Raw genomic sequence first — 25835 nt, 5'->3', positions numbered from 1 at the left:
GCCGCGGCGCCCGGTCCCCGACCGGCGTCACCGGGTGGCGCTGATTCCGCCCACGGGGTTCTTCGCCGCGTCTGTTTCGCGGGACGTCGTCGCGCCGCTGCGTTCGATGGCGCGTTCGTCGGTGCCGAGGTAACTCGCGATGACCTTGGGGTCGTTGCGTACGGCGGCGGGCTCGCCGGCGGCGATCACGCGGCCGGTCTCCAGGCAGTACACGCGGTCGCTGATCCCCATGATCAACGGCATGTCGTGCTCGATCACGAGCATGGAGGCGCCGAGTTCGCGGCGAATCTCCTGGATCAGCGGCCCGAATGCCTCGGTTTCGCGCTGCGCGACGCCGGCCGTCGGCTCGTCCAGGCACAGCACGCGGGCGTCCAGCGCCAGCAGGCCGGCGAGTTCGACGATGCGGCGGGTGCCGGTGGACAGGTCGCCGATGAACGCGTCGGCGTAGCGCCCGAGTCCGAGGAAGTCGATCAGATCGGCTGCCTCGGAGCGCTTGGCCTTCTCCCGCCCGAACGTGTGCGGCAGATGCAGAGCAGTGGACAGCATGTCGGTCCGGCCGCGTGCCTCCAAGGCGATCTGCACCGTCTCACTGACCGTCAGCTCCGGAAAGAGCGTTGCCGCTTGGAACGTTCGGCCGAGGCCCGCGCGCGCACGGGCGGCGGGGGCTTTGCCGGAGACGTCCTTGCCGAGGAGTTCGACGGTGCCGCTCGCGGGGACGAATCCGCCGATCGCGTTCATCAGCGTGGATTTGCCGGCGCCGTTGGTGCCGATGAGACCCACGATTTCGTTCTGGTGAACCTCGACGGACACGCCGTCGACAGCGGTGCGGCCCCCGAAGCGCACGCGTATGTCACGGGTGGCGAGGACTGGAATGCCCGGTGCAAGGGGTGTGTGTTCGGTGCGAGTGAGCGCCTTGGGGGCCGCTGTGGCGGTCTTCGCCGGCGGAGCCGGGCCGAGTTTGCGGTCAGCCCAACCCAACAGACCGTCGCGGATGGCGTAGCCAATTTGGACGAGGCCGCCGGGGAAGTACAGCAGGAGAACGAGGAGGCCGAGGCTGGAGGTCAGCATCGGGATGATCTCGTTCTCGGGGAAGATCGCCGGCAGGCCGATGACCCACAGCGCCCCGAGAACAGGTCCGGACACCGACCCCAGACCGCCGATGACGACGATCGAGACCAGGACGAGGGAGTCCGGGCTGAGGAAGTACTTGTCGGTGTACGGCACCGTCTGCACCGCCCCGGCCAGCAGCGCGCCGCCGAGTCCGGCGATGCCGCCCGCGAGGGCGAACGCCCGAAGCTTCACCCGCGCGGCGGCGACCGTGTATGCGGCGGCGGTGGCCGGGTTGTCGCGCACCCCGATCGTGGTCCGGCCGACACCGGAGCGGCGCAGCCGCCCGACGACGATCAGCACCACGACCAGGACGATCAACACCAGGTAGTAGTAGGCGCGTTGGCTCGTGATGTCGATGCCGAACACCGAACTGCGCGGGAACGAGGCGATGTCCATGCCCTCGTCGTGGAACGTCTCGCGCCGATACAGGTATTGCTCGGCGGCGACCGCGAACGCGAACGTGCTGACGGCCAGCAGGAGCCCGCGTACCCGTAGTGCCCCGGCGCCGATGATCGCGGCGATTGCGGCGGTGACCAGGGCGGCGACGAGGACGGCGGCGGGGAAGGCCAGGCCTCGGTACACGTAGACGCTGTCGCCGAGTTCGATGCGCAGCCCGCGGTTCAGTGCGGCTGCCGTGAGAGCGCCGAGTCCCGCGAACGCCATTTGTCCCAGCGACAGTTGCCCGGCCCAGCCGGTCAGTACAGTCACGGAGGCCGCGCAGATCGCGTAGCCGAGAATGACGGTGTAGGTCAGGTGCCTCGACGGCTGGGTGATCATGAGTGGCAGGATGACCGCGATCAGGCCGAGGAACAGCAGGCCGCCGCGTTCCATGTGGCGGACCCACCACACGCCCTTGAGTCGTTCCGGGACGGGCTTGATCTTCGGGGCGAAGGAGAACGTCGAGGACTCGGTGTCGCGTCCCCGGGAGACGAAGAACACCGCCACGAGGACCAGGACGAGGAGGACGAGGTCGGTCAGCCCCGGCTGGTCGAGCCAGTTGAACTGGATGAACGACTGGACCAGGCCCAGCAGCACACCCGCACCCAGCGCGATCGGGAACGACATCATCCGCGCGATCACCGCTGCGGCCAGGGCACGCAGCAGGGTGCCGGGGCCGAGCTCGGTGATTTGCGTCAGGGAGCCCTGCTGGCCCTGGATGAGGATCATGCAGACGGTGCCGAGGAGACCGGCGATCGCCCATACGGCGGTGGAGACCAGTTTGGGGCTGATGCCGTTGAGCCGGGCGAGTTCCGGGTTGTCGGCGGCGGCCTTGACCGTGCGGCCGATGGTGGTCCGGCCGAGGAACAGCGCCAGCGCCACGGCGGCGACCGGCACGGTGACCAGGATGGCGAGTTGCGCGCCGGTGATCTTCAGGTCGTCGGTCGGCGACCAACTCCCCGACCACGGAACGGGATAGGTGTCGTTGGTGTAGTCGTCCAAGTCGGGGTACGACGTGATGATCGTCAGCGCGAGTTGGGCGACCCCGATGGTGGCGACCAGGACGATCACGCGCGGCGCGTTGAACAGCCTTCGTACTACCGCGAGGTCGATGATCGCGCCGAAGACCGTGCCGGCCAGCAGGCAGATCACCAGGGCGATCCAGTACGGCACGCTGTAGCGCACAACCAGCAGGGCGAACAGCGCGGACCCGACCAGGCCCATATTGGCGACGGCGAAGTTGATGACACGTGTGGAGCGGTTCACGAGCACGATGCCCATGGCGAGCAGCCCGATCACCAAGCCGGTGACCGCTCCGTCGAACAGCAGTTGCGTGGTTGGCATTTCCATGACGGGTCAGCCGCCTTCCCGGCCGAGGAAGACCGCGCGCGCGAGGTCGTCGCGTTCGGCGAGCTCCTGGGCCGGGCCCTCGAAGCGGACCTGGCCCTTCTCCAAAAACACCGCGCGGTCCGCGATCGCGAGGGCGATGTTCAGCGACTGCTCGACGACGATGATCGTCAACCCGTCCTGCTTCAGCCGCTCGACGATCGCCAGCAGGTCCTGCACGACCACCGGCGCGAGCCCGAGGGACAGTTCGTCGATCAGCAGGACCTCAGGGTCGTGCATCAGCACCATCGCCAACGCGAGCATCTGCTGTTGGCCACCCGACAGCGACCCCGCCTGCTGATTCTGACGGTCCTTCAAGTCCGGGAACAGGTCCATGACGTACGCGAACCGCTCCGCACGCCGCGCGGCGTCCTTGCGGAACCGGAACGCGGCCATCTCCAGGTTCCCGGCCACCGTCATGCCGGCGAACACGCCCTTGCCGCCGGGAAGAAGGTGGATTCCGTACCGCCCGCGCTGCTCGGGCGCGACGTAGGTGATCGTGCGGCCACCCAGCCGGACGACACCGCGCTCCGGTGTTCCGAGCCCGCAAATCACCTTCAGAATGGTCGACTTGCCGGCGCCGTTTGTCCCCAGCAGTGCCAGCGTCTCACCGCGCTTGACGTCGAACGCGACGTCGAACAGCACCTGCACTTGGCCGTAGGAGAAGTCGATGTTGTTGACCTGGAGGACGGGGATGTTCTCGGGGTCCTGCTTCTGGCGCTCGGCCTCGTCCAGTTCCTCCCGCAGCTCCTGCACGACAAGCGACAGGTCGTTGCGGATGGTCTTCGCGCTTCGGATCATCAAGAACCCGCCGATCGCGGTGGCCGGAACGCCGATGACCAGCATCGCCACGCGCGGATCGTAGGCGTCACTGATGAGGCCGGAGAGGATCGCTCCGCCGGTGGCGCCGATGAAGAAGATGTACAGCGAACCCAGCGCCGCACCCAGGCCGCGCAGCCGGTACGGGATCACCGACTGCATGATCGGCGTGGTCATCGCGAACGCCACCGTGTTCAGCATCCCGGCCGGGACCGCGAGGAGCATGAACGCCCAGCCGGTCGGCATGAACCACTGCACCGGCAAAAGCACCGCCCCCGGCAGGAGCAGCCAGCCCAGCAGCGCCACCGCACGCGAGGGGTCCTTGTGGTAGAGCCGGTCGTACCAGGGGCCGACGAACGGCAGCATCGCCAGCACCGCCACACCGGTGATCGACCCCCACGCGCCGCGTTCGAACGTGGACATGCCGAAGTGGTCCTCGGCCCACAGGCTGCCGAGGATCCCTCCGGTGAACAGCGTGAACCCCAGCGCGGAGAACGCCAGGATGGCGGTCTTCATCGTCTTGATGCGCAGCAGCCGTGCGAACGCCGCCTCGACCGAGATCGGCATCGGCTTGTCGTCGTCGACGACTTCGCCGAGGACAGACTTCATCTCGTGCTGGCCGCGCTTGGGCTCGGGCAGCCGGAACGCCCAGATCGCCACCGCAAGCGTCGGCAGTCCCAGGACGAGGAACGGCCACCGCCATCCGTCGTCCCCGCCCGCGAGCGTGGCAATCCCCGCCACCAGCAGCGGACTCAGTGCCCCGGCAGTCCGCGCCGCGCTGAAGTTCACCGCCGCGAGCCGCCCGCGCACCCCGATCGGGTACGTGTCCGCGAGCAGCGATCCGTGCACCGGGATCGTGCTGGCCTTGGCCACGCCCACCCCGAACCGGGACAGGAAGAACAGGAACGCGTTCGCCGCCATCCCGCAGGCCAGCACCATCGCGGAGAACATGATCCCCGCCCAGCCGATCACCCGGCTGCGGCGGAACTTGTCCGCCAGGTACCCCATCGGCAGCGCCCCGAGGACCAGGAACGCGCCCGACGCCGCCGAGATGAAGACGATTGCCGAGTCGCTGAGCCCGAACGCGTCGCGGATGTCCGGCGCCAGAACCGCCAGCGCGGCCGACTCCAACTCGTCGAACGTCGCGAGCGCCACCAGCGTCAGGAAGGTCATCGACCCACCCGCCGCCAAGCCCTGGCGCAGCGTCAGGTGCTCGCCGCCCACTCCCGGCAGCAACTCGTCCGCGAACAGCACCTCGCGCTTGGCCTCGGCCTGCCGCGCCTGACGCTCCGCCTCCGCGTCGATCAACCCGGCGGCCAGGCCGGCGGCCGACGCGGGCATGCCTCCCGCAGTGTCAGCGGGATCCGTGATCGGCCCGGTCATGCGTGTGGCCGTTCGGTGATCTTGGATCGAACTGCGAAACGGTGCATCGGTGTTCTCCGCAGGGAAGTAGGACTGTCAGCGGCGGGGGCTGGGCCGCGGCCTGTACAAGGGGGCCGACAGGCCGCAGAGGCTGGGCGGTGCATCGTCCGGACCGGCAAAGCCGCAGCGGCAACCGAACCGCCAACCATCGAGGATCGGGACGACCACTCGACTCGGGCCGGTCGGGACGATCGCGACCGCACTATGCGGCGACGCCTGCCGTGCGTTGGGTCACGGCGTGACGCGGAACTTCTTGGCGTTCGGGTCGTACGGGAACAGACGCGACGGAATCGCTCCGTGCGGTGTGTCCTTGGTGTAGTTCGCCTTGTCCAGGAAGCGGGGGATGGTCAGGGGGCCGAGGTTGAAGCCGGCATCCTGGAAGGTCTGGTACGTCAGGTCCTTGCCGGCCTTGTCGGCGATGGCCTTGAACAGCGTGAGAGTGCGACAGGCGGTGTCCACGGAGGTCTGCGGCGTCGGCTCGCCCGCCGGCAGCGTGTCCGGGTCGACGACGAGCTTGCCCTTCAGCGCGGGTACGGCCGCCTCGACGGTGGCGATGCACTCCTGGAGGGCCGGCTCACTCCACGACGACGCCGGGCCCAGCGCGGCGGCGTTGGCGAGCGTCGAGAAGTCGTGCTGCGCGGCGTCGTTGGTGTAGGTGCTCGCCGTGGTTTGGCTGGTGAACAGCAGGCGGGGCCGGTAGTCCGTCTTCTCCAGCTGCTTGGGGAACTCGCCGCCCATGCCGCCGACCACGACGACGGTGTCGGCACCCGAAGCCTGGAACTTCTGGATGAACACGCCGGTCTGCTGGGCGACCGCGGCGGCGTCCTGGAAGTTGGCGTCCATGATGCCGACCTCGACCGGATTGACGCCCTGCTTCTGCAGCGCGGGAACCACGAGGTCCTTGACCAGGGACTGCTCGTTGACGACGCCGACCACGGCGACCTTCTTGCCGGCGAGCGCGTTGTTCGCCGTGAACAGCGAGACACCGTCGGCGGCTTCGTCACCGCCGCGTTCGGCGGAGAACCAAGGTGCCTGCGCCTGCGCGTAGTTCTTGTCCGTCAGCGCCCCGCCGACGACCGCGGTCTTGTTGGTCTGCACGTAGCACAGCGGCTCGTTCGCGTTGAACGAACCGATCACCGCGAAGACCTTCTCGTCCTTGGTCATCTTGACGCAGGTCTCCTGCGCCGCCGAGGGCGAGGCGACGTTGATTTTGCCGAAGACCGGAACGATCTTGCGGCCGTTGATGCCGCCCGCGTCGTTGATCTTCTTGACCAGCGCGTTGTACGTCGCCTCGTAGTCGCCGTGGTCGATCGCCATGATGTGCTTGATCGCTTCGAGGTCCGGATACACGATCCCGATCTTGATGCTGTCCGCGGTCACCCCGGTGGCCACGTTGCCCGCGGGCGGCGGACCACTGGCGGCGGCGTCGTCCTTCTTCTCGGCGGCGCAGCCCGTGGCGACGAGCGCCGCGGCGGCGAACAGGCCCAGAGCGGCACGGCGTCTGCGGTTGAAACGTTCCATTCCCGGGTTCCGTTTCTTCTCGGTGGTGTTGTCGGCCTTCGAACGACGCGGCCATGGCTGTGCGATCGCACGGTTGGTACGAAAGGCGTGCGCCGCACGTGCCAGGAGGTCGCATTTGCGGGGTTGCGCGAAGAGTCGGCCGAGCCGGAGCACCTCGAGCCAAACCCGTGTCCGGAGGGTCTCGGTGACGGACGAGTCCGCGTCAGACAAGCACAGCGGCGGCGGGGCCGGTGACCCCGCCGGACTGCCCGTCGTGAGCTTGGCCCCGTTCGCTTTCGCCGGCCATTCCATGGCCGCGGCCGTACCCGTAGTGCATGTGGATGTGGATATGGCCGTTCATGCTCTACTCCTCCGCCCTCGCACGCTTGTCCCGAGACTCCGGTAGCAGGGCACCCGGCATTCGGCCCGGGTATAAACTAACTCGGGTTAGTAACCCGAGTGAGCACTTTCCCAGTTCACGAGGGGAAACGACAAGACATGCGTTGGTAACAATCCGGTAACCGGCATTCCGGTTGGTTGGCAGCTCGCCTGTCGAGCGCGGACACCCGGCGCTCTATCCTGGGCCGACCCTGCCCGACACCCGCGAGGACAAGGAACGTCATGACGCGTCCCAAGCGCCCCACCAGCTCGGATGTAGCCCGGGCCGCCGGCGTGTCCCGGACGACCGTCAGCTTCGTCCTCAACAACCGCCCGGGCCAGACAATCCCCCCGGAGACCCGCCGCCGCGTCTTCGAAGCCGCCGAGCGCCTGGGCTACCGCCCGCACGCGTCCGCCCGCACCCTGGCCCGCGGGCGAAGCAACATCGCGCTGCTCGCCATTCCCGACCTCCCCATGGAGACGGGAATCTCCCGCTTCGTCGAAGCACTCGCCGCCGCACTCGCCGAACACGGCCTCACCCTGGTCGCCCACCTCGCGGGCAGGAACGGCCGACCGCTGACGGACGTCTGCTCCGACATCGGCGCGTCGGCCGTCATCGGCTTCGAGGCTTTCGACGACGACACCCTCAAAGGCCTGTATCAGGCGGGCGCCGACATCGTGATTCCCGCCTCCAAGGAGCGCTCCGGGATGGGACCGATCGGACAGTTTCAGGCACAGCACCTCATCGACCGGGGCCACCGCCGCATCGGCTACGCCATGCCCCGGAACTCCAAGGTGATCCGTATGGCAGAGGAACGCCTGCGCGGGGTGGCGGAGGCCTGCGCGGCGGCCGACATCGCTCCGCCGATCGTCCACAGCACCGACGTCGAAACCGCCACCGCGGCCCAAGCCGTGACCGGCTGGGCCGAGGAGGCCGTGACCGGTATCTGCGCCTTCAACGACGAGACCGCCCTCGCGGTCCTCGCGGGCATGCGCGAACACGGCCTCAGCGCACCCACCGACATCGCCGTCATCGGCATCGACGACATCCCCGCCGCGCGAGTGGCCGCCCCGCCTCTGACCACCATCAGGTTCGACCTGGACGAAGTCGCCCACCGCCGCGCCGACATGGTCATCGCAGGCCTGACGGGCCGCGAACCGACAAGCACCATCGCCGCGTTCAGTCCGCAGCTCATCCAGCGCGCCTCCACCTGACCCCCAGGCGGACGGTGTGGGGCCACGGCGTCGTTGACGGCCCGGGCGGATCAGCCGGTCACCCGAGGGTGGTCCCGACAGCCGCAGAGCCAATGGCTGGTCCTGCCCGGTGCCTTGGCCCGCGTCACGACTCGACAAGCACCCAGGCCTCCACCGGGTCGCACTCCGGCGCCGAAGCGCTGACGCGGATCTTGCCCGGCCCGGTCGGCCGGATCACGGCGAGGGCGCGTCCTTCGTACGTGCGGCGCTCGGTCGCGTCGAAGCGCTCCTCGGTCGCGGGATCCGCACTGCCGAAGCCCACCAGCACGCCGGGGCCGGCCAGTTCGAGGGCCACCGGCCGGTCGGCGGCGGTGTGGACCGTGCCGTCGGCGTCGGCCAGGGCGACGGTGACGTACGCGAGATCGCCGCCGGATGCGGCAACGCTCGGGCGCTCGGCCTCAACGCGCAGCCGCAGCGGGCCCGCTGCGGTCCGCAGGGCCTCGCGGCCGGTCTCGACGCCGTCGCGGTAGGCGACCGCGACGAGTTCGCCGGGCTGGTACACCGTCTCGAACTCGGTGCGGAAGCGGTTCTCCCCGCCCACCGCTCGGCGCCCCAACGAGGTCCCGTTGACGAGGAGTTCGACCTCATCGGCGTCGCTGTAGACCTCGACGGCGATGGGCGCGTCCTCGAAGCCGGGCCAGGTCCAACTGCCCACACTGTCACTCCACGCCCAAGGCGTGCCGGCGAACGCCTTGCCGTGGTGCTCGGGCCGGCGCACGGCGAGGTACGGACGCGTCCGCAGCCCGAAGACGATCTCGCGGTAGTACGACGCGGGCCGCCGGTGGCCGGTGATGTCGATGTCGCCGCACGCCGCCACGAGGTACGGGTACGGCGCCACGTGCGTCGGCTCCGGTGTCTCCTCGGTGATGTACTGCGGGCGTCCGATGCCGACCTCGCCGAAGTAGTCCCAGCCGGTCCAGGTGAAGTCGCCGATGACGTGCGGCTGTTCGGTGACCAGGCGCCAGTTGCCGTCGATGCGCGTGGGGAAGGTCTCGGTGCCCAGGATGACCCGGTTGGGGAACAGCTCGCGGTCGAGGGCGTAGCGGGCATCGGCGTAGTTCATGCCGGCGACGTCGAGCAGCGCGAAGGACTCAGCGGTAGCCTTCGTGACGATTTCGGAGGCGCTGATCGCGTTCAACATGTCCCCCGGGTCCGCCATCATCGTGTTGATGCCCGTGCCTTCGTCGGCCTTCCTGCGTAGCTCGGCGAGCTCGGACATCACCGCGAGGAAGCCGTTGACGGCGTTGGTGACGTAGCGGGTCGGGTCGAGCTCGCGGACCTTCTCGGCGAGCCGACGGCCCCACACCGCACCGGCGGGCGAGCCGGTCTCGGGAATCTCGTTGCCGATCGAGTACATGATCACGCTGGGGTGGTTGAAAGCCTTGGCGACCAAGGACTCGATGTCGCGTTCCCACCACTCGGCGAAGCTCAGGTGGTAGTCGAACTCGCTCTTGCCGCCGGTCCACATGTCGAACGCCTCGTCCACCACCAGCATGCCCAGGCGGTCGCACGCGTCCAGCATGGCCCGGCTCATGGGGTTGTGGGACATGCGGATCGCGTTGAACCCGGCGTCCTTCAGCAGCCGCACCCGCCGCTCCTCGGCGGCGGCGAATGTCGCCGCGCCCAAAACGCCGTTGTCGTGGTGCACGCAGGTGCCGCGCAGCTTGACCCGCTCGCCGTTGATCCGCAGCCCACGTTGCGGGTCGAGTTGAAGGGAGCGGATGCCGAACGTGACTGTCTCCGCGTCGAGTTCGCCGGTTTCGTCGGCCACGGTCACCGTGCAGGTGTACAGGCTCGGCGAATCGGGAGCCCACAGCCGGGGGTCCGGCACATACAGGCGCGGGCGAGCGGTCACGGGCTCGCCGGGCGCCGCCGTGGCAGTTGCGACATCGGACGCGACGACATTGCCGTCCGCGTCGCGGATCTCGGTGGTGACCTCGACGGTCCGCATCGCGACCGTGTCATTCTCGACCGTGGTCGCGACCTGCACGACCGCGAGGTCCACGTCGATCTCCGGCGTGGCGACCCGAACACCGTCGGCGGCTATGCGCACCGGGCCGCCGACCACAAGCCACGTGTCGCGGTAGATCCCGGCGCCGGTGTACCAGCGCGAGTCCCGATGGGTGCGTGCCTCGACGCGGATCTCGTTGTCCTGCCCGTAACGCAGCAAATGGCCCACATCAACGCGGAACAGCGAGTAGCCGTACGGCCGCTGCCCCACCCAGTCGCCGTTGATGTAGACGGTCGCGTCGCGGTACACGCCCTCGAACTCGATCAGGATCCGCCGGCCCTGGTGCTCATCGGGTACGGCGAAGGTCTTGCGGTACTCGAACGTGCCGCCGGGAAAATACGCTCCGGCGCCTTCCTCTCCGGCGCTCCGCTCCTGCGCGATCATCGCGTCGTGCGGCAGCGTCACCGGCTCGAACGGGACCACGGTCCCGGACAGCTCGGCGAAAGGATTCACCTTGGGACGTACCTGCCAGTTGTCGTTGAAGGATTGGCGGAACACTCGACCTCCGTGGGGGACGTACGGGCCCGGCCGGGCCGGATCCGAAGCGTGCGGCGATGCTCTTCTGAGTTCTCGGGCTTCTCGGGCTTCTCGGGCTCCGGCCTTCGGTTGCCCTGGATCCGTCCGAGAGCGTGGCCGCGTTCTCGGACGGTTGACGATGTGTCAGGTCTGCGTCGTCGGATGTGGTACGCGACGACGCCACTGAGTGGTCCATCCCTGTGACGGCGTCAGCGGTCGGCGGAATCGTCCTCCGCCTCACGCTTGGGACGCTCAATCCGCCGCGCTGTCAAGGGTGTTGCGGCGAGCGATGTCGCCGAGGAGGCGTGCGCTGTCCTTGACGGTTCGCTCCTGCGTCTCGCGGTCGACGGCGATCATGCCGAACTTCGGCCGGTAGCCGAGCATCCACTCGAAATTGTCCAGCGCCGACCAGTAGTAGTAGCCGCGTACGTCGATGCCGTCGGCCAGGCAACGCGCCACGCCCTCCAAGGCGAGACGGACGAACTCGACGCGGCGCGTGTCGTCTTCGGTCGCGAGGCCGTTCTCGGTGACGAACATCGGCAGCCCGGCCGACGCCGCCCGGCGCAGGACATTCTCCAGAGCCTGGGGGTAGAACTCATATCCCATCTGGGTCAGTTCGGCACCTGCGGGATGGGGCAGCGCGTGATCGGGGCCGACCACGACGCGGCTGTAGTTCTGCACGCCGACAAAGTCGTCGCCGTCCATCGCCGGCAGGAAACAGTCGAACGCTTCGGCCCACCGCTCATCAGCGGCCTTCTCGCCGCCGGGGCCCGGCTGGTAGTCCTGGAGCGCGAGGGTGATCCCGACCTTCGTGGACGGGCTGACCTCCTTGATGGCTCCGCGCGCCGCGATGTGGGCGCGCCTGACGATCTCCGCGCCGTTGTCGCTCCAGGTGAACAGGAAGAGGTTGAGATTGTCCGCCGTGGTGCCGAGGGCCGCCGCTGCAGGCGTGCGCCAGTCCCGCGCCTGTTCCGCGGCGTCGGCGGAGACGCCGACCGGAGCCTGCTCGCCCCCGGTCGGGGCATCGGCGCGTTGCGCGGCGGTCATGTCTTCGATCATGCGGCGCGTCAGCGAGGCGATGTTGACCTCGTTGATCGTGCAGACATACGGGATGAGCGGGCCGAGTTCAGCCATCACCGTGCGGCAGTAGGCCGCGAAGCGGTCGGGGGTGCCGTCGTACTCCCAGCCGCCGTGCTTCATCAGCCAGCGCGGGCTGGTGAAGTGATGCAGCGTCACCATCGGTGTGATGCCGTGCTCGTGGCACGCCTCCAGCACTTCGCGGTAGTGCGCGATCGCCGCACGGGAGAAGACGCCGTCCTCGGGCTCGACCCGAGCCCACTCGATGGAAAACCGGTACGACGTGAAGCCGAGATCCCTCAGCAGGGCGATGTCCTCGCGGTACAGCCGGTAGTGGTCGCAGGCATCGCCGCTGGGCTCGGCGAACATCGGCCCGCCCACATGTTCAAGCGCCCAGAAGTCGCTGGCGATGTTGTTGCCCTCGACCTGGTGGGCGGCGGTCGCCGACCCCCACAGGAAACCGTCGGGAAAGGCCACGAGACGACTCCTCGGATGACACGGCTGGCTGGTCAGACGCGGGAGGCCGACATCTGCTCATTCGGGCCGTCGGAAGGTGACGAGCCGCGAGCGACGAGGCGGCATACCACGTTAACGCGCGTTAGTTGCAGAACGAGGCGACAGTATGCCACTGTGCGGGCCGCCGACAAGACCCCCGCGCAAATTCCATCAGCACCGATGTATCTGACATGGTGGACTTTGGCTTGCGGGGATTCTGGCTGTACACCGATGCAAGCCCGTCGAGCCCCTGGTTGAGCGGATGTGATGCCGCCGATCCGCGAGCCGGGGGAAGAATCGGCGAAACGCGCCGCATCGCGCGCCGCACTGGGCCACGTGCCCGAGAGGCACCGCCCCCGGAAACATGGCGGCCACCAGCCGCGCACCAGTGCCGGTTCGGCCGATCCGGCCATCGCATCACCCGCGACGGGCGCTACTCCACCGCGTGATCAGCTTCGCGAGCAGGCCGCGCGTCGGAAACGAGCACGACGACTCAGGCGGGGCCACGTCGACACGCGGCGGATTCCGCCCCAGCAGCCGACAAGGACAGGCGGGCCCGGCCTCCTTCCAACAAGGCGCCGTTGCCGAGCGTGCGGGTGCCTCGTTCCCGCCCTGCCCAAATAACGCGCGTTAGTGATGGGGGTCCCCACCATGACATCCGTAGCCGCGCGTAGCAAGACTCAGTCCGAATCTGGTGCAGCAAAGGCCCACCGGACGACCTGTCGACTCGGGTCGGCCGAGTCTTCGACGCGGCGGTTGGCAACGAATCGCCGGGGATCCGGGCGCGCACTCGCCGACGGGCCCGGCGGCGCCACTGCACGACGCATCCACGACCTGACGCGCCGTCACCCTTGCGCCTGCCCGGCGTCCAACGGCACCGCCGATGCGGGACGGCAGCGGGGGCCTCAACAAATCCGATGGTTGCCAGGGTGGTTGGTCACGCGGCAATCGGAACGCCCCCTTGTTACCGGCGAGTTCATGCGGTAGATATTTGCCTCGGCGAGTACGGGATGCCTCTCCCCGCCGCCGGAAATCAATTGGTTCCCCGCGTGTCGGCAACGCCGTATCGCTGCCGGTGAACTCCGCTCGCGTGCACGCACGGCCCAAACCGCATCACCTGCTCACTGCCGCAACCGTCCGGCGCGCGGACCTCGCATGCCCGCACGCCCACGAACGACCAGGAGTCCAGAGTGAGTCGATCCCCCGCGACCTCGCCGTCGCGTCGTCGTTTCCTGTTCCGCATCGGTGCGGTGTTGCTCGCACCGATCCTGCTCCTGCTGGGACTTGTCAGTCCCGCGTCCGCCGCCCCCGTCGGCCCGTACACCGCCCTCGGCGACTCGTATGCCTCCGGCATGGGCATTCCGACCCAGGTCGACAGCAACTGCCAGCGCTCCGACCACAATTACGCCTCGGTGATCGCCCAACAGCACGGCACCGCGCTGACCGACATGACCTGCGGCGGCGCCACCACCGTCAACATGACCCAGGCCCAGGGCACCAACCCGCCCCAGCTCAACGGCCTGACCTCCGCAACGAAGCTCGTCACGCTGCAGATCGGCGGCAACGACATCGGCTTCGGAAACATCCTGACCACCTGCATGACCAGCGGCTTGTTCAACCCGTTCGGGAGCCCCTGCAAGAACACCTACACCGCCGGCGGCACCGACCAGCTCCAGCAGAAGATCAACGCCACGAAACCGCTCATCGCCGCCGTCGTCCAGCAGATCCACCAGCGGTCCCCGCAGGCCAAAGTCCTCGTCCTCGGCTACCCGGCGATCCTCCCGGACACCGGAAACGGCTGCTGGCCGTCGATCCCGATCGCCTTCGGCGACGTGCCGTACCTGCGCGCCACCCACAAGGCGCTCAACACCATGATCGCCCAGGCCGCCGCCGCCAACGGCGCGACGTACGTGGACATCTACACACCCAGCATCGGCCACGACGCCTGCCAGTCCTCCGGCCGCTGGGTCGAAGGCATCAACCTCCAGTCGCCGTTCCACCCGAACGCGACCGGACACCAGGGCATGGCCGCAGCAGTCGCCGCAGCCGCATAGGCCCACAACCCCCGGTGCCGCCCGGTCCACGACGGTACGCCGGCCCGGTACGGGGCCACGCAGCTCCTGCGTCGTCAGCCGGCGCCCCAGACACTTGCCGGCGCGAAGTCGCCGAGGGAAGCGATGCCGGTGTTGCCCGGGACCTGGTGCGGATCATCGGTGCAATCGTCGTTCGGGAAAAGGGGCTGTGCTACTGCCGGGGGTGTTGAGGGCCGAGTGCACACGCCAGGCTCGTCCGTGGTCGACCAGGCTCACGTAGGTCCCCGCCGGGTCGACGGAACTCAGGGTCAACCGTGCGCCGGTGAACGTCTCACCTTCGTACAGGCACAGCGTCTCAGGTGCCGGGTGGTTCTCCGGTATCGGGGTCTCGACAGAAACCGGGCCCACGATGCCGGTCATTGTCAGGGTCAGCGCGACACGGACCCATGATTCCGGCGCTGTGTGGATCCTCGCATCGACACCTGTGGGGGCAGCTGAAAGTCGCCCCCACAGGTGTCGATGGTCACGCCCGCGCAGTCTCCCACTGTCCGGCCGGGGCGCAGGGCAGGCCGACGTCGGCCAGGTGCAGGATGCCGGAGCGGGCGGTCTTGACGTTGAAGACGGCGTTGACCGCGGGCATGGCGGTCATGGTGTCCCACTCGTGGTTGCCCCAGTGGTCGGGCGGGATGAACCGGATACGGGTGTCGATCCCCGGTTCGCCGTCGATGAGTACGCGGTACTGGTCGTCGCTGAACTCCCAGTCCTCGTTGAGGTGTTTGGTCAGGTACCAGCGGAACTTCATCTGGATGACGGTCTCATCGCCCAGCTTGCCGTTCCAGCCGACCTCGATCGCGCCGTTCGTGCCCTTCTCGATGGACATGTAGCCCAGGTCGACCGTCTCGGACGCGGTGGCGTAGTCGACGAAGAACTCCAGGTCGTCGAGCGGGTACTCCAACGCGTGCGCCATGCGCTGCACAGCCTCATTGGCCGGCTTCATCCACAGCTTCGCGGTCTCGACGACCTCCGGCGGCTTGCCGGTCAGGGAGATGCCCATGGCCTCCCAGGTCTCCTTGGACTCGTAGACCGAGCAGTCGGCGGACTCCAGGATGGAAATCTTCCGTACGTCCCGGCACACGCCGGTCATGGCGACGACCATCGTGTTGATCCAGCCGGGGCTGACGCCGGTGATGTAGAGCGAGCTGTTCCCGCGCGCGCAGGCGGCCTCCAGGCGCTCCTTCGTCTCCCCCGCTATACCGCCGACGTTGAAGAAGAGGTTGGTGCTGACCACATCCGACCCGGCCTCCAACAGCGGGACGACGTGGTCGAGATCGGCCATGAACGGGGTGTACAGCACCGTGTCCGCGCCGAGCGCGATCAGGGCGTCCACGTCGTTCGTCGCGGTGACCCCGCACGGCGGCCGACCACACAGCTCACCGGCGTCGGTCCCGGCCTTGTCAGGCGACCACGCGTACACACCCACCAGTTCAAGCCGGGGGTCGTCGAGGATTCCGCGGAGGGACAGTTTGCCCACCTTGCCGGTGGTCCACTGGATGACACGAAGCTTTTCCATACGCCTGATCGCTGCCTTCCGGGTTGAAGCGGCTGTCGCTGCGCATCCGCAGTCGACCGTCGCTGGTCTGGTGGTGGAACGGCGCTGGCCACGAACGTGCGGGCCGATGTGGGAAGGAGCGCTGATGCAAGGAACCTGGACAGGTCCTGCCAACACACCCGCTGGCTCATCAGTGTTGCTGTTGTTCGGCGGGTGAGCGGCCCTGCCCTGTCGACCGGCCGAGGTTTCGTGAGGCAGCTTCCACCCTCGCGTGCGGCATATTCAGGTGCACCCACCCGCCGTTGGCGCCGATTTCCTGCCGCGATGCAGCCGATTCGTCCCTTCCGGCGACTCCAGGAGCTTGACCTGGGTGGGCCGGACACCGTGCGCGCATCGTGCCGAAGCACAGGCGCAGGTCGGACACAAGGCACGCCTTCGTGAACATCCACCGCCTCGACGGCACCCATCACGCTCCCTCGGCCTCTGCTCAAGCGAGAGACGCCGGTTGCGGCTCCGAACTTGCTCAGCACCTGCCCAAAACGGGTATTGGGCAAGTGTCTAACAGCCTCTGGCCGTCTGGGTCAATGGGTGCCGGTCGGCCGATGCGTCCTCGCCGAAGCGCTCGGTACGACCCTGGCGCTGCAGGGCCATTCGCCGATCCGGCGTGGAATGCAGGGAACGGGGTTGATCGTTGACGTCGGCCCGATGCCCTGACCGGAGCCCGCAACGGTACGCCCAACGCGCGGGTGATGCCGCGGCCGGCCTCCCGGTAGCGCGGAGAATCCGAGACTCGAAAGCTTCTCCTCGACGCGACAGCAACCCATGCTCGACGAGGGGGTGCGCCGCAGCCGGCGCACGGTCGTCGGCGATCGCCTGGGACCCTCGGCCTGTTGGTGCTCAGCCGTATAGCTGGGCGCATGTCGGCAGGGAAGAATGCGGCGCCACGACGACGTCCATCGCCCTCACCTATCGGTCGGCCTGTCACCCGCGGCCCTCAATTCGCGCAGTGTCGTTCAGCGCCGGAGCCATCTCGGACACAGCCGGTAGGTCCTCGTGATTCCACACGTGAGCGTGGTCTCGCCAGGTATGGGAGTCGAGTGTGGCGGCGGCTGTCGGCTTCACGCCGCCGAACGCGCGGGACCCGACCGCCCTCGACCATCGCAATTGGTACAAATGCTCAATGAAGCGCCAAAACCGTCGATGGCTGTCGTCGTTGTTCCGCCGTCATCCTCCGAGCCCCCCGCCGGATTCGGCCGGCGCTCCCCATCGCGGCCACAGGCCCCATCTCCAAATGACGGGCAAGAGGTCGCGTCTGGGCGTGCGGAGTGTCGCCGGTCAGGTGCTCCTCCTCGAACTGGCGATCGTCGTGCTGCTGGTCGTCGCCGCGGTGGTGGCGCTGGTGCTGCAGGCCCGCCGCGACGGCCTTCGCAACGCTCGGCACCGCACCACGGCCGCCGCGGAGGCCTTCGCGAACGGGCCCGGCATGGTGGAGGCGCTGCAAAGCCCCGACAAGGCAGCGGTGTTGCAGCCATCGGTGGCGGCAGCCCGCGGGAACACGGGTGTCGACTCTTTGTCGGTGTTGGACGCCGCAGGAACGGCCTACACCTCCACCGTCCTCGAAGGGGTGCCGACGCAGCAGGCCGTGCCCGCCCCCCAATTCGAGGAATTCCTGCGAAGCGGTGACACGACGACGTACACGTTCTCCACGCCGGGTGGCCGGGTGGTACTCACAACGGTGCCGGTGCGTGACGCCGCCGGCAGGGGGTGGGGTCTGGTGGCAGCGGCCGTGACCGTGGAGCGCGCGCGGGACTCGGCGGACCAGCAGCTCCCGGTGGTGTTGGGGAGCGGGGCCGCGGCGCTGCTGCTCGCGGGGGGCGGTACGGCGTTGGTGACGCGCAGGCTCCGGCGTCAGACCCGTGGACTGGAGCCGGCGGAGATGACGCGGATGTACGAGCACCACGACGCCGTGCTGCACGCGGTACGGGAGGGGGTGCTGATCGTCGGCGGCGACGGGCGTCTGGTGCTGGCCAACGACGAGGCGCGTCGCCTGCTGGACCTGCCCTCGGACGCGGAGGGGCGGCGGGTGGGTGAGTTGGGGCTGGAGCCCGAGCTGACCAACCTGCTGGCGTCGGAACGGCCCGAAACCGACGAGGTGCATTTGAGCGGTGATCGTCTCCTCGCCGTGAACAAGCGGTTGACGAGGCCGCCCGGTGGCCTGGCCGGAAGCGTGGTGACACTCCGGGATTCCACCGAGTTGGAGAGACTGGCCGGGCACGCAGAGAGCACCCGGCAGCGACTGCAGCTGCTCTACGAGGCGGGTGTACGCATCGGCACGACGCTCGATGTCACGCGGACCGCGGAGGAACTCGCCGAAATCGCCGTGCCGAAATTCGCGGACCACGTGGCCGTCGACCTCTTCGAACAAGTGCTGCGCGGCGACGAACCCCCCGGAACCGCCGACCACATGCGGCGCGTCGCCTCGCTCGGCGTCCACGGCAACGCGCCCCAACCCACAGACGGCCCGGTCGTCCTCGACCCGGCGTTCCCCCAAGCGCGGACGATGGCCAACGGAAACGCCGTGCTGGTAGCCGACCTCGGCGCCGACCGGGAGTGGCGGACGCAGCATCCGGTGTATGCCGAGCAGCTGTTGGATCAAGGCGTCCATACACTGATCGCCGTACCACTGCGGGCGCGCGGCGTCGTCCTCGGCCTTGCCTGCTTCTGGCGCGGACAGACTCCGGAGGCGTTCGACGCGGACGACGCGGCGTTTGCCGAGGAACTCGGCGCGCGGGCCGCGGTCAGCGTCGACAACGCCCGCCGCTACACACGCGAGCACACCGTGGCGGTCACCCTGCAACGCAGCCTGCTGCCGCGAGGTCTGCCCGAGCAGCACGCCGCCACACCGGCCTGACCTGGATGGCCGACGCCAGCATCCCACTCCACGTCCTCCGCGTCATCGCCGGCCACGGCTCACTCACCACCACCCAGCGCTACCTCCACCCCAACCAACGCACGATGCAAAACACCGGCACCACCCTCGCCGAACACCTCACCGAAACCGACCCCGACCACCAACGCCCCGAGCAACCCGCCGCGGTGGCTGAGCCGCCGCGCCTGAAGGGGCACCTGCGGCTCGTGCAGTAAGGCGCCGACGACGGCGGCACCGGGACCGGCGCCACCGGGCTCGAAAGGTGGCTGCGTTTCAGATCAGGCTCCGCGAGCGACGGTGTACGGGTGCACGTACGCGGCGGGTCGGAACGGCGTGAACCACTCCATGACATCGACGTGTTCGCCACCGGCGTCGCAGTCATATAGCCGGTCGTGGTCGTTGGTGTCGTAGACCGTGACCTTGAACGCGGCGAGCGCGAGCTCGGTCTCCCTCCACCAGGTCGAAGAACAGTTCGTCGGTGAGCTGATCGATCGCGGCGACCACCGCCCCGGCCGCAAGCTCGGCCTCCTCATACGAGACGTCGCCGTCCCCGGCCGCCGGGGAGAACACGAACGCATCGAAACCACGGCCCAGGCGGCCCGCCAGGGCACGGAGCCGGGAGGCCGGCGCCTCGGCCTCGGCCTCGCCGTCATCTTCGTCCTCGTCCAATTCCGGCTCCGCCTCGTCGGCGTCGCGGGACTTCCGCCGCAGTCGACGGCGTCGTTCCTCCGGGTCGGACGGCGGCGCGTTCGGGCCGTCGGCCGCGGCCAGGCTCTCCTGCGCGAGTTGGTCGTGGAGCTCCACCCCACACGAGGCGACCGACCACCCGGCGAATTCCTCAGCCGCACCGAGAAGTTCCCCCACGGCAAGCCGGGCCGCACCCTCCGCGGACTCCAGAGACGGCGCCTCCAACGTCAACACCAGGCGCGCGCCCGCCGGATAGGAAGCCACCCAATGGCCGACGACGACCGTGACCCCATCCAGGCCGTCGACCGCGTCCAACCGCGGCCACGAGGCGCCGAAAATGTGGGCGACACCCGCCCTCTGCAACGCGTCGAACGGCGCTGTCCCCCAAGGCGGCACGCACTCAACATGAACGAAATACCTCATGCTCCCCTGCCCGTCCGCATCACCGCGAGATTCCGAGGCCGAATCCGCCGAGTGTCACGTTCTGCAATCAGCATCAAGTTGACTGAGCGGTAACTATTTCCCGTAGTGGTCCCGTGGATCCGACATTTGTTACTTGACCGACAGGCGATTCGACGCCGAAACAGCCTCGCCCCGCCCTTGTCGGCGACATGCAAAAGGCCCGCTGACCTGGGGTTTCCCCCGGATCAGCGGGCCTTTCCATGCACCGTCGGGACGACAGGATTTGAACCTGCGACCCCTTGACCCCCAGTCAAGTGCGCTACCAAGCTGCGCCACGTCCCGGTGCTCGTTGGGCGAGCAGGGAAACCATACCGCAACTGGGGGGTGGCTTCGCCACTTCGTTAGTGGCGGGCCTGTTCGTAGGCGGTTCGGAGTAGCTCGGTGGCGGTGGGGCGGTCGGGGTGGGGGCGCGGGATGCCGAGGTGGGTTTCGCGGAGTTCGTCCATGAGGGCGGTCCAGAGAGGTGGGCCGCCTTCGCGGAGGACGTGGGCGCGGACGGCGAGGCGCGGGGTGGTTTCGCGGTGGTCGAGGCCCCAGGTGGCGAGGGCGGCGAGGATCGGGACGGTTTGGATGCCGGCTTCGGTGAGGGTGTAGGTGGCGCGGTGGCCGCGGGCGGCGGGCTGGTGGGAGAGGAGGCCGCCGGCGACGAGGGATTTGAGGCGGCTGCTGAGGATGTTGGAGGCGATGCCTTCCTCGGAGTGGGCGAGGAGGTCGCGGAAGGAGCGGCGGCCGCCGAAGATCACGTCGCGCAGCACGATGAGGCTCCAGCGGTCGCCGAGTGCTTCGATCGCGGCGTTTATCGGGCATCCCGACCGGGGTCCGTCTCGCATGTCGCCTCCTGGTGATTGCATTTCGCAAGTACCTAGTCTAGCGTGGTGCCGACGGCAGGTGATTGCGAAGTGCAATCACTCCATGAGTGTCGGAGGTCGAGCCATGTCTCGCGTACGCGTCCACAACTTCGCCATTTCGCTCGACGGCTTCGGCACCGGCGAGGGGCAGAGCCAGGAGCAGCCGTTCGGGCATGCCGGCGAGCGGTTGCACGAGTGGTTCTTCAAGACACGGACGTTCCGTTCGATGCAGGGGAAACCGGACGGCGGCAACGGTGTCGACGAGAAGTTCGCATCGAGCTGGGAGCGCGGGATCGGCGCGGAGATCATGGGCCGCAACAAGTTCGGTTGGCAGCGCGGCCCGTGGAAGGACTACGAGTGGAACGGGTGGTGGGGGCCCAACCCGCCGTTCCATACGCCGGTGTTCGTGCTCACGCACCATCCGCGCCCGTCCGTGGAGATGGAGGGCGGTACGACGTTCCACTTCCTCGACGCGTCGCCGGAGGAGGCGCTGCGCCGTGCGAAGGAGGCCGCGGGCGGCTTGGATGTCCGGCTCGGCGGCGGCGTGAGCCTCATCCGGGAGTTCCTCGCCCGGGACCTGGTCGACGACATGCACGTCGTCGTCGCGCCGATCCTGCTGGGCCGCGGCGAACGCCTGTGGGACGGGCAGGAGGGGCTGGAGGAGCGGTTCCGGATCGAGTCGACGAGTTCACCGAGCGGTGTCACGCACCTGACGTTCACCCGCAAGTAGCCGAACCGGTCCGGAAAGGCGTGCGGCCCTTCGCCGGTGTTCCGGTGAAGGGCCGCACGCATGCGAGGTCGAGGTCAGTCGATTTCGGCCGACGCCGCCTCGAACTGCGAGGCGTAGAGGCGCGCGTACGGGCCGCCGGCGGCCAACAGCTCGGTGTGCGTGCCCTGTTCGACGATGCTGCCGGCCTCCATGACGAGGATCGTGTCGGCATCGCGAATGGTGGACAGCCGGTGGGCGATGACGAAGGCCGTGCGTCCGTCGCGCAGGCGGGCCATCGCGCGCTGGATGAGGACTTCGGTGCGCGTGTCCACCGAGCTCGTGGCCTCGTCCAGCACCAATATGGTCGGCTGCGACAGGAACGCCCGGGCGATGGTGATGAGTTGCTTCTCCCCCGCGCTGATCCCGGTGCCCTCGTCGTCGATGACGGTGTCGTAGCCGTCCGGCAGCGTGCGGATGAAGCGGTCGGCGTGCGCGGCTTTCGCGGCGGCGACGACGTCGTCGCGGGTGGCGCCGGTGCTGCCGTACGCGATGTTCTCCGCGATGGTGCCGCCGAAGAGCCAGGTGTCCTGGAGCACCATGCCCACCGCGGACCGGAGTTCGTCGCGGGACATCGCGGCGGTGTCGACGCCGTCGAGGGTGATGCGGCCCGAGGTGACGTCGTAGAAACGCATCAGGAGGTTGACCAGGGTGGTCTTGCCGGCGCCGGTGGGGCCGACGATGGCGACCGTTTGGCCGGGCTCGACGGTGAGCGACAGGTCGGAGATGAGCGGTTTCGCCGGGCTGTAGGAGAACGCGACCTTCTCGAAACGCACCTGGCCCCGGAGCACATCCGGCCGTGCGGGGTGCTCGGGGTCGGGGCTCTGCTCGGGCGCGTCGAGGAGGTCGAAGACGCGTTCGGCGGAGGCGACACCCGACTGGATCAGGTTGGCCATGCTCGCGGCCTGTGTCAGCGGCTGGCTGAACTGCCGCGAGTACTGGATGAAGGCCTGCACGTCGCCGATGGACAGCGAACCGGAGGAGACGCGCAGCCCGCCGACCACCGCGACGATGACGTAGTTCAGGTTGCCGATGAACATCATGGCCGGCTGCATCATGCCGGAGACGAACTGCGCCTTGAACGAGGCGTTGTAGAGCTTGGCGTTCTCCGAGTCGAAGATCGCCTCGGACTCCCGTCCGCGCCCGAAAACCTTGACGAGCGCGTGGCCGGTGTACATCTCCTCAATGTGCGCGTTGAGCCTGCCCGTCGACTTCCACTGCGCGATGAACTGGGGCTGGGCCTTCTTGCCGACGCGGGCCGCGACGATGATCGAGACCGGCACGGTGATCAGCGCGACCAGGGCGAGGATCCAGGAGATCCAGAACATCATGCCGAGGACGCCGACGATGGTGAGCAGCGAGAAGAGCAGTTGGCTCATCGTCTGCTGGAGCGTCTGGCTGAGGTTGTCGATGTCGTTGGTGACGCGGCTGAGCACTTCGCCGCGCGGCTGCTTGTCGAAGTACGACAGCGGAAGGCGCGCGAGCTTGTCCTCGACCTGGGTGCGGAGTCGCTGAACGGCGCGTTGCAGGATGCGGTTCGCGATCCGGGACTGGACGATGCTCGCGGCGCCGGACGCGACGTACACGGCGGTCGCCCAGCCGAGGATCACGCCGACGGCGGTGAAGTCGACGCCGTTCGGGCCGAAGGCTCCGCTGACGATCTCGTCGGTCGCCTCGCCGAGGATCTTGGGCCCGATGACGGAGAGCGCGACGGCCAGGACGGCGAGGAGGACGATCGCGTAGACGGCGGCCTTCTCGGGTTCGAGAAGCTTGAGCAGTCGGAGGCCGGACGCCTTGAAGTCGAGTGATTTCTCGGCCGGTTGGGCCCCCATGAACCTGCCGGGCCCGGCCATCGGCTGGGGGCCGCGGCGTGTGCCGCCCTTGTCCTCCTGGTCGGAAGCCTCGGGAGCGTCGGAGGTGTGGGAGGCGTGGGAGGCGTGGGAAGAGTCGGGAGCGTCGGAGGCGTGGGAGGCGTCGGGAGTGTCGGAAGCCGCGGAGGCGCCGGACACGGTGGCGGTCGCCGCGGCGGTACGGCTGCCCGCCGCCCCCGGTTTCACGTCCGTGGCCCTCTCCGCCGCCACCGTCCCGTCCGCGTGTCCCCCCGGATCCGCGGCACTCGCGGCATCCGAGACGCCGGAAGCACCCGCGGCACCCACCGGACCCGCCGTCCCGTCAGCGTCGGTTTCCGGCCCTTTCATGCCGCCTCCTCCTCGGTGAGCTGGGACAAGACGATCTCGCGATAGGTCGGATTGCCGGCCATCAGTTCGGTGTGCGTGCCTTCGCCGACGACCTCGCCCTCGTCAAGCACGATGATGCGGTCGGCGTCCCGGATGGTGTTGACGCGCTGGGCCACGATGATCACCGTGGCCTGCCCGATCTCGCGGGCGAGCGCGGCGCGCAGCCGGGCGTCGGTCGCGTAGTCGAGTGCGGAGAACGAGTCGTCGAAGAGGTACACCTCGGGCTTGCGCACGAGCGCGCGGGCGATCGCGAGCCGCTGCCGCTGGCCGCCCGAGACGTTGGTGCCGCCTTGCGCGATGGGCGCGTCGAGGCCGTCGGCCAACTCCTCGACGAAGGACCGCGCCTGCGCGACGTCGAGCGCGTGCCACAGCTCCGCGTCGGTCGCGTCGGGGTTGCCGTACCGCAGGTTCGTCGCGATGGTCCCGGAGAAGAGGTACGGCTTCTGCGGCACCATCGCCACCGCGCGGGAAAGCAGTTCCGGGTCGAGTTCGCGTACGTCGATACCGTTGACCAGCACCGATCCCTCCGTCGCATCGGACAGCCGCGGGATCAGGCTGAGCAGCGTCGACTTGCCGCTGCCCGTGGAGCCGATGACCGCGGTGGTCTCGCCCGGCCGGGCCACCAGGCCGATGCCGCGCAGTACGGGGGCCTCGGCGCCGGGGTAGCGGAATCCGACGTCGCGCAGTTCGACGTGCCCGTGCCGGGCGACCGAGCGGATGGGTGTGACCGGCGGTACGACGGTGGTCTCGGTCGCCAGGACTTCCTGGATGCGTTCGGCGCACACCTCGGCGCGCGGCACCATCATGAACATGAAGGTCGCCATCATGACCGACATCAGGATCTGCATCAGATAGCTGAGGAACGCCGTGAGCGCGCCGATCTGCATGTCGTCGCCGTCGATGCGGTGTGCGCCGAACCACATCACGGCCACCGACGACAGGCTCACCACGGTCATGACCAGCGGGAACATCAGCGCCATGATGTGCCCCACGCGCAGGGACACGTCGCTGAGCTCGTCGTTCGCCGCCTCGAACCGGCGGCGCTCGTGCGCGTCCTTCACGAACGCACGGATGACGCGCATGCCGGTGATCTGCTCGCGCAGGATGCGGTTGACGGTGTCGAGGTCGTCCTGCATCCTGCGGAACAGCGGGCGCAGCCGCGCGACGATGATCCCGATGATCAGCCCGAGCGCCGGGACGATGCCGATGAGCAGCATCGACAGCGGGACGTCCTGGCGCAGTGCCATGATGACGCCGCCGACGCACATGATCGGCGCGGACACCATGAGCGTGAACGTCATCAGGACCAGCATCTGGACCTGCTGGATGTCGTTCGTCGTCCGGGTGATCAGCGACGCGGCGCCGAACTGGCCGACCTCGCGCGCGGAGAAGGACTGGACGCGCCGGAACACCGAGGCGCGGACGTCGCGGCCCAACGCCATCGCGGTCCGCGCCGCGAAGTACACCGCGCCGATCGCGCACACCAACTGGAGGACCGAGACGCCGAGCATGACGCCGCCGATCTTCCAGATGTAGCCGTTGTCGCCCGGGATGACGCCTTTGTCGATGATGTCGGCGTTGAGGGTGGGGAGGTACAGGATCGCGGACGTCTGCACGAGTTGCAGGACCACCAGCAGCGCGATGGCCCCGGAATAGGGCTTCAGGTGCGCCCTGACAAGTTTGATCAGCACTCGGTCTCTCTCAGGCGGCGGATCTCGGATGCACCGGCCTGGACCCTCCAGGCATTCCGCCGATTCCGAATCCGGGCACGCCGACGCGGCCCTCCGGACGAAGTCATATGTAATCACCATGCACTCTGAGGCGTCGCGTGATTTTCTTACGAATTCGCAAAGACCGAGCGGCGCCCTGCGCGGGGTCGGGGCGCGCGTCCCGGAACCGAAAAAACGCGTTGGCCCGG

16 protein-coding genes and 1 tRNA gene are annotated in these 25835 nt (G+C 68.5%); 5 read left to right on the top strand and 12 right to left on the bottom strand.

Annotation, left to right across the window (positions count from 1 at the left end; genetic code table 11):
- Positions 1-27: 27 nt before the first annotated feature.
- The 4 genes from ACRX5W_RS22100 to ACRX5W_RS22085 all read right to left on the bottom strand — a co-directional run bounded on the left by ACRX5W_RS22100 (position 28) and on the right by ACRX5W_RS22085 (position 7036).
- Positions 28-2898, bottom strand: a complete 2871-nt coding sequence (locus tag ACRX5W_RS22100; protein WP_436789974.1) for an ABC transporter permease subunit — start codon at positions 2896-2898, stop codon at positions 28-30.
- Positions 2899-2904: 6 nt separating this feature from the next.
- Positions 2905-5094, bottom strand: coding sequence for an ATP-binding protein (locus ACRX5W_RS22095; protein WP_436789973.1), 2190 nt, complete (start codon positions 5092-5094; stop codon positions 2905-2907).
- Positions 5095-5406: 312 nt separating this feature from the next.
- Positions 5407-6696: an ABC transporter substrate-binding protein gene (locus ACRX5W_RS22090; RefSeq protein ID WP_436789972.1), complete on the bottom strand. Its 1290-nt coding sequence runs from the start codon at positions 6694-6696 to the stop codon at positions 5407-5409.
- A 202-nt stretch (positions 6697-6898) separates the two neighbouring features.
- A complete protein-coding gene (locus tag ACRX5W_RS22085) occupies positions 6899-7036 on the bottom strand; it encodes a hypothetical protein (protein ID WP_436789971.1) in 138 nt (45 codons plus the stop codon).
- Between the two features lie 260 nt (positions 7037-7296).
- On the opposite strand from ACRX5W_RS22085, the gene ACRX5W_RS22080 reads away from it, so the two are divergent.
- The gene (locus ACRX5W_RS22080) at positions 7297-8268 is read left to right on the top strand and encodes a LacI family DNA-binding transcriptional regulator (RefSeq protein WP_436789970.1); all 972 of its coding nucleotides are present in this window, start codon (positions 7297-7299) and stop codon (positions 8266-8268) included.
- Positions 8269-8392: 124 nt separating this feature from the next.
- On the opposite strand, the gene ACRX5W_RS22075 is transcribed toward ACRX5W_RS22080, so the two are convergent.
- Positions 8393-10816 carry a glycoside hydrolase family 2 TIM barrel-domain containing protein gene (locus ACRX5W_RS22075; protein ID WP_436789969.1) on the bottom strand — a complete coding sequence of 808 codons (2424 nt, stop codon included), beginning with the start codon at positions 10814-10816 and terminating at the stop codon, positions 8393-8395.
- Between the two features lie 270 nt (positions 10817-11086).
- A complete protein-coding gene (locus ACRX5W_RS22070) occupies positions 11087-12388 on the bottom strand; it encodes a glycoside hydrolase family 1 protein (RefSeq protein WP_436789968.1) in 1302 nt (433 codons plus the stop codon).
- A gap of 1208 nt (positions 12389-13596) precedes the next feature.
- On the opposite strand from ACRX5W_RS22070, the gene ACRX5W_RS22065 reads away from it, so the two are divergent.
- Entirely contained in the window at positions 13597-14460 is an 864-nt protein-coding gene (locus tag ACRX5W_RS22065; protein ID WP_436789967.1) for an SGNH/GDSL hydrolase family protein, read from the top strand.
- Between the two features lie 502 nt (positions 14461-14962).
- Here ACRX5W_RS22065 and ACRX5W_RS22060 read toward each other — a convergent pair.
- Positions 14963-16009, bottom strand: coding sequence for an NAD(P)H-dependent amine dehydrogenase family protein (locus tag ACRX5W_RS22060; RefSeq protein ID WP_436789966.1), 1047 nt, complete (start codon positions 16007-16009; stop codon positions 14963-14965).
- Positions 16010-17279: 1270 nt separating this feature from the next.
- Here ACRX5W_RS22060 and ACRX5W_RS22055 point away from each other — a divergent pair.
- Together ACRX5W_RS22055 and ACRX5W_RS22050 are read left to right on the top strand one after the other, a co-directional pair.
- Positions 17280-18899 carry a GAF domain-containing protein gene (locus tag ACRX5W_RS22055; RefSeq protein WP_436789965.1) on the top strand — a complete coding sequence of 540 codons (1620 nt, stop codon included), beginning with the start codon at positions 17280-17282 and terminating at the stop codon, positions 18897-18899.
- Between the two features lie 5 nt (positions 18900-18904).
- A complete protein-coding gene (locus ACRX5W_RS22050; RefSeq protein ID WP_436789964.1) occupies positions 18905-19132 on the top strand; it encodes a hypothetical protein in 228 nt (75 codons plus the stop codon).
- Between the two features lie 163 nt (positions 19133-19295).
- Here the strand turns inward: ACRX5W_RS22050 and ACRX5W_RS22045 are convergent, their stop codons facing one another.
- The 3 genes from ACRX5W_RS22045 to ACRX5W_RS22035 form a co-directional block, all read right to left on the bottom strand.
- Entirely contained in the window at positions 19296-20000 is a 705-nt protein-coding gene (locus ACRX5W_RS22045; protein ID WP_436789963.1) for a hypothetical protein, read from the bottom strand.
- 274 nt (positions 20001-20274) lie between these two features.
- Positions 20275-20348: transfer RNA gene (locus ACRX5W_RS22040), tRNA-Pro, on the bottom strand.
- 59 nt (positions 20349-20407) lie between these two features.
- Complete coding sequence (locus ACRX5W_RS22035; RefSeq protein ID WP_436789962.1) at positions 20408-20896, bottom strand: winged helix-turn-helix transcriptional regulator; 489 nt, start codon at positions 20894-20896, stop codon at positions 20408-20410.
- A 103-nt stretch (positions 20897-20999) separates the two neighbouring features.
- Here ACRX5W_RS22035 and ACRX5W_RS22030 point away from each other — a divergent pair, with 103 nt between their 5' ends.
- Positions 21000-21644, top strand: a complete 645-nt coding sequence (locus ACRX5W_RS22030; RefSeq protein ID WP_436790017.1) for a dihydrofolate reductase family protein — start codon at positions 21000-21002, stop codon at positions 21642-21644.
- Positions 21645-21718: 74 nt separating this feature from the next.
- On the opposite strand, the gene ACRX5W_RS22025 is transcribed toward ACRX5W_RS22030, so the two are convergent.
- Both ACRX5W_RS22025 and ACRX5W_RS22020 read right to left on the bottom strand, forming a co-directional pair.
- Positions 21719-23512, bottom strand: coding sequence for an ABC transporter ATP-binding protein (locus tag ACRX5W_RS22025; protein WP_436790016.1), 1794 nt, complete (start codon positions 23510-23512; stop codon positions 21719-21721).
- Between the two features lie 362 nt (positions 23513-23874).
- The gene (locus ACRX5W_RS22020; RefSeq protein WP_436789961.1) at positions 23875-25608 is read right to left on the bottom strand and encodes an ABC transporter ATP-binding protein; all 1734 of its coding nucleotides are present in this window, start codon (positions 25606-25608) and stop codon (positions 23875-23877) included.
- Positions 25609-25835: the final 227 nt, after the last annotated feature.

The organism is Yinghuangia sp. YIM S10712, assembly GCF_051388935.1.
In the GTDB taxonomy this organism is placed as follows: Bacteria; Actinomycetota; Actinomycetes; order Streptomycetales; family Streptomycetaceae; genus Yinghuangia.
The sequence above is the reverse complement of the archived record's forward strand: the minus strand, read 5'-3'. Positions and strand labels throughout refer to the sequence as shown.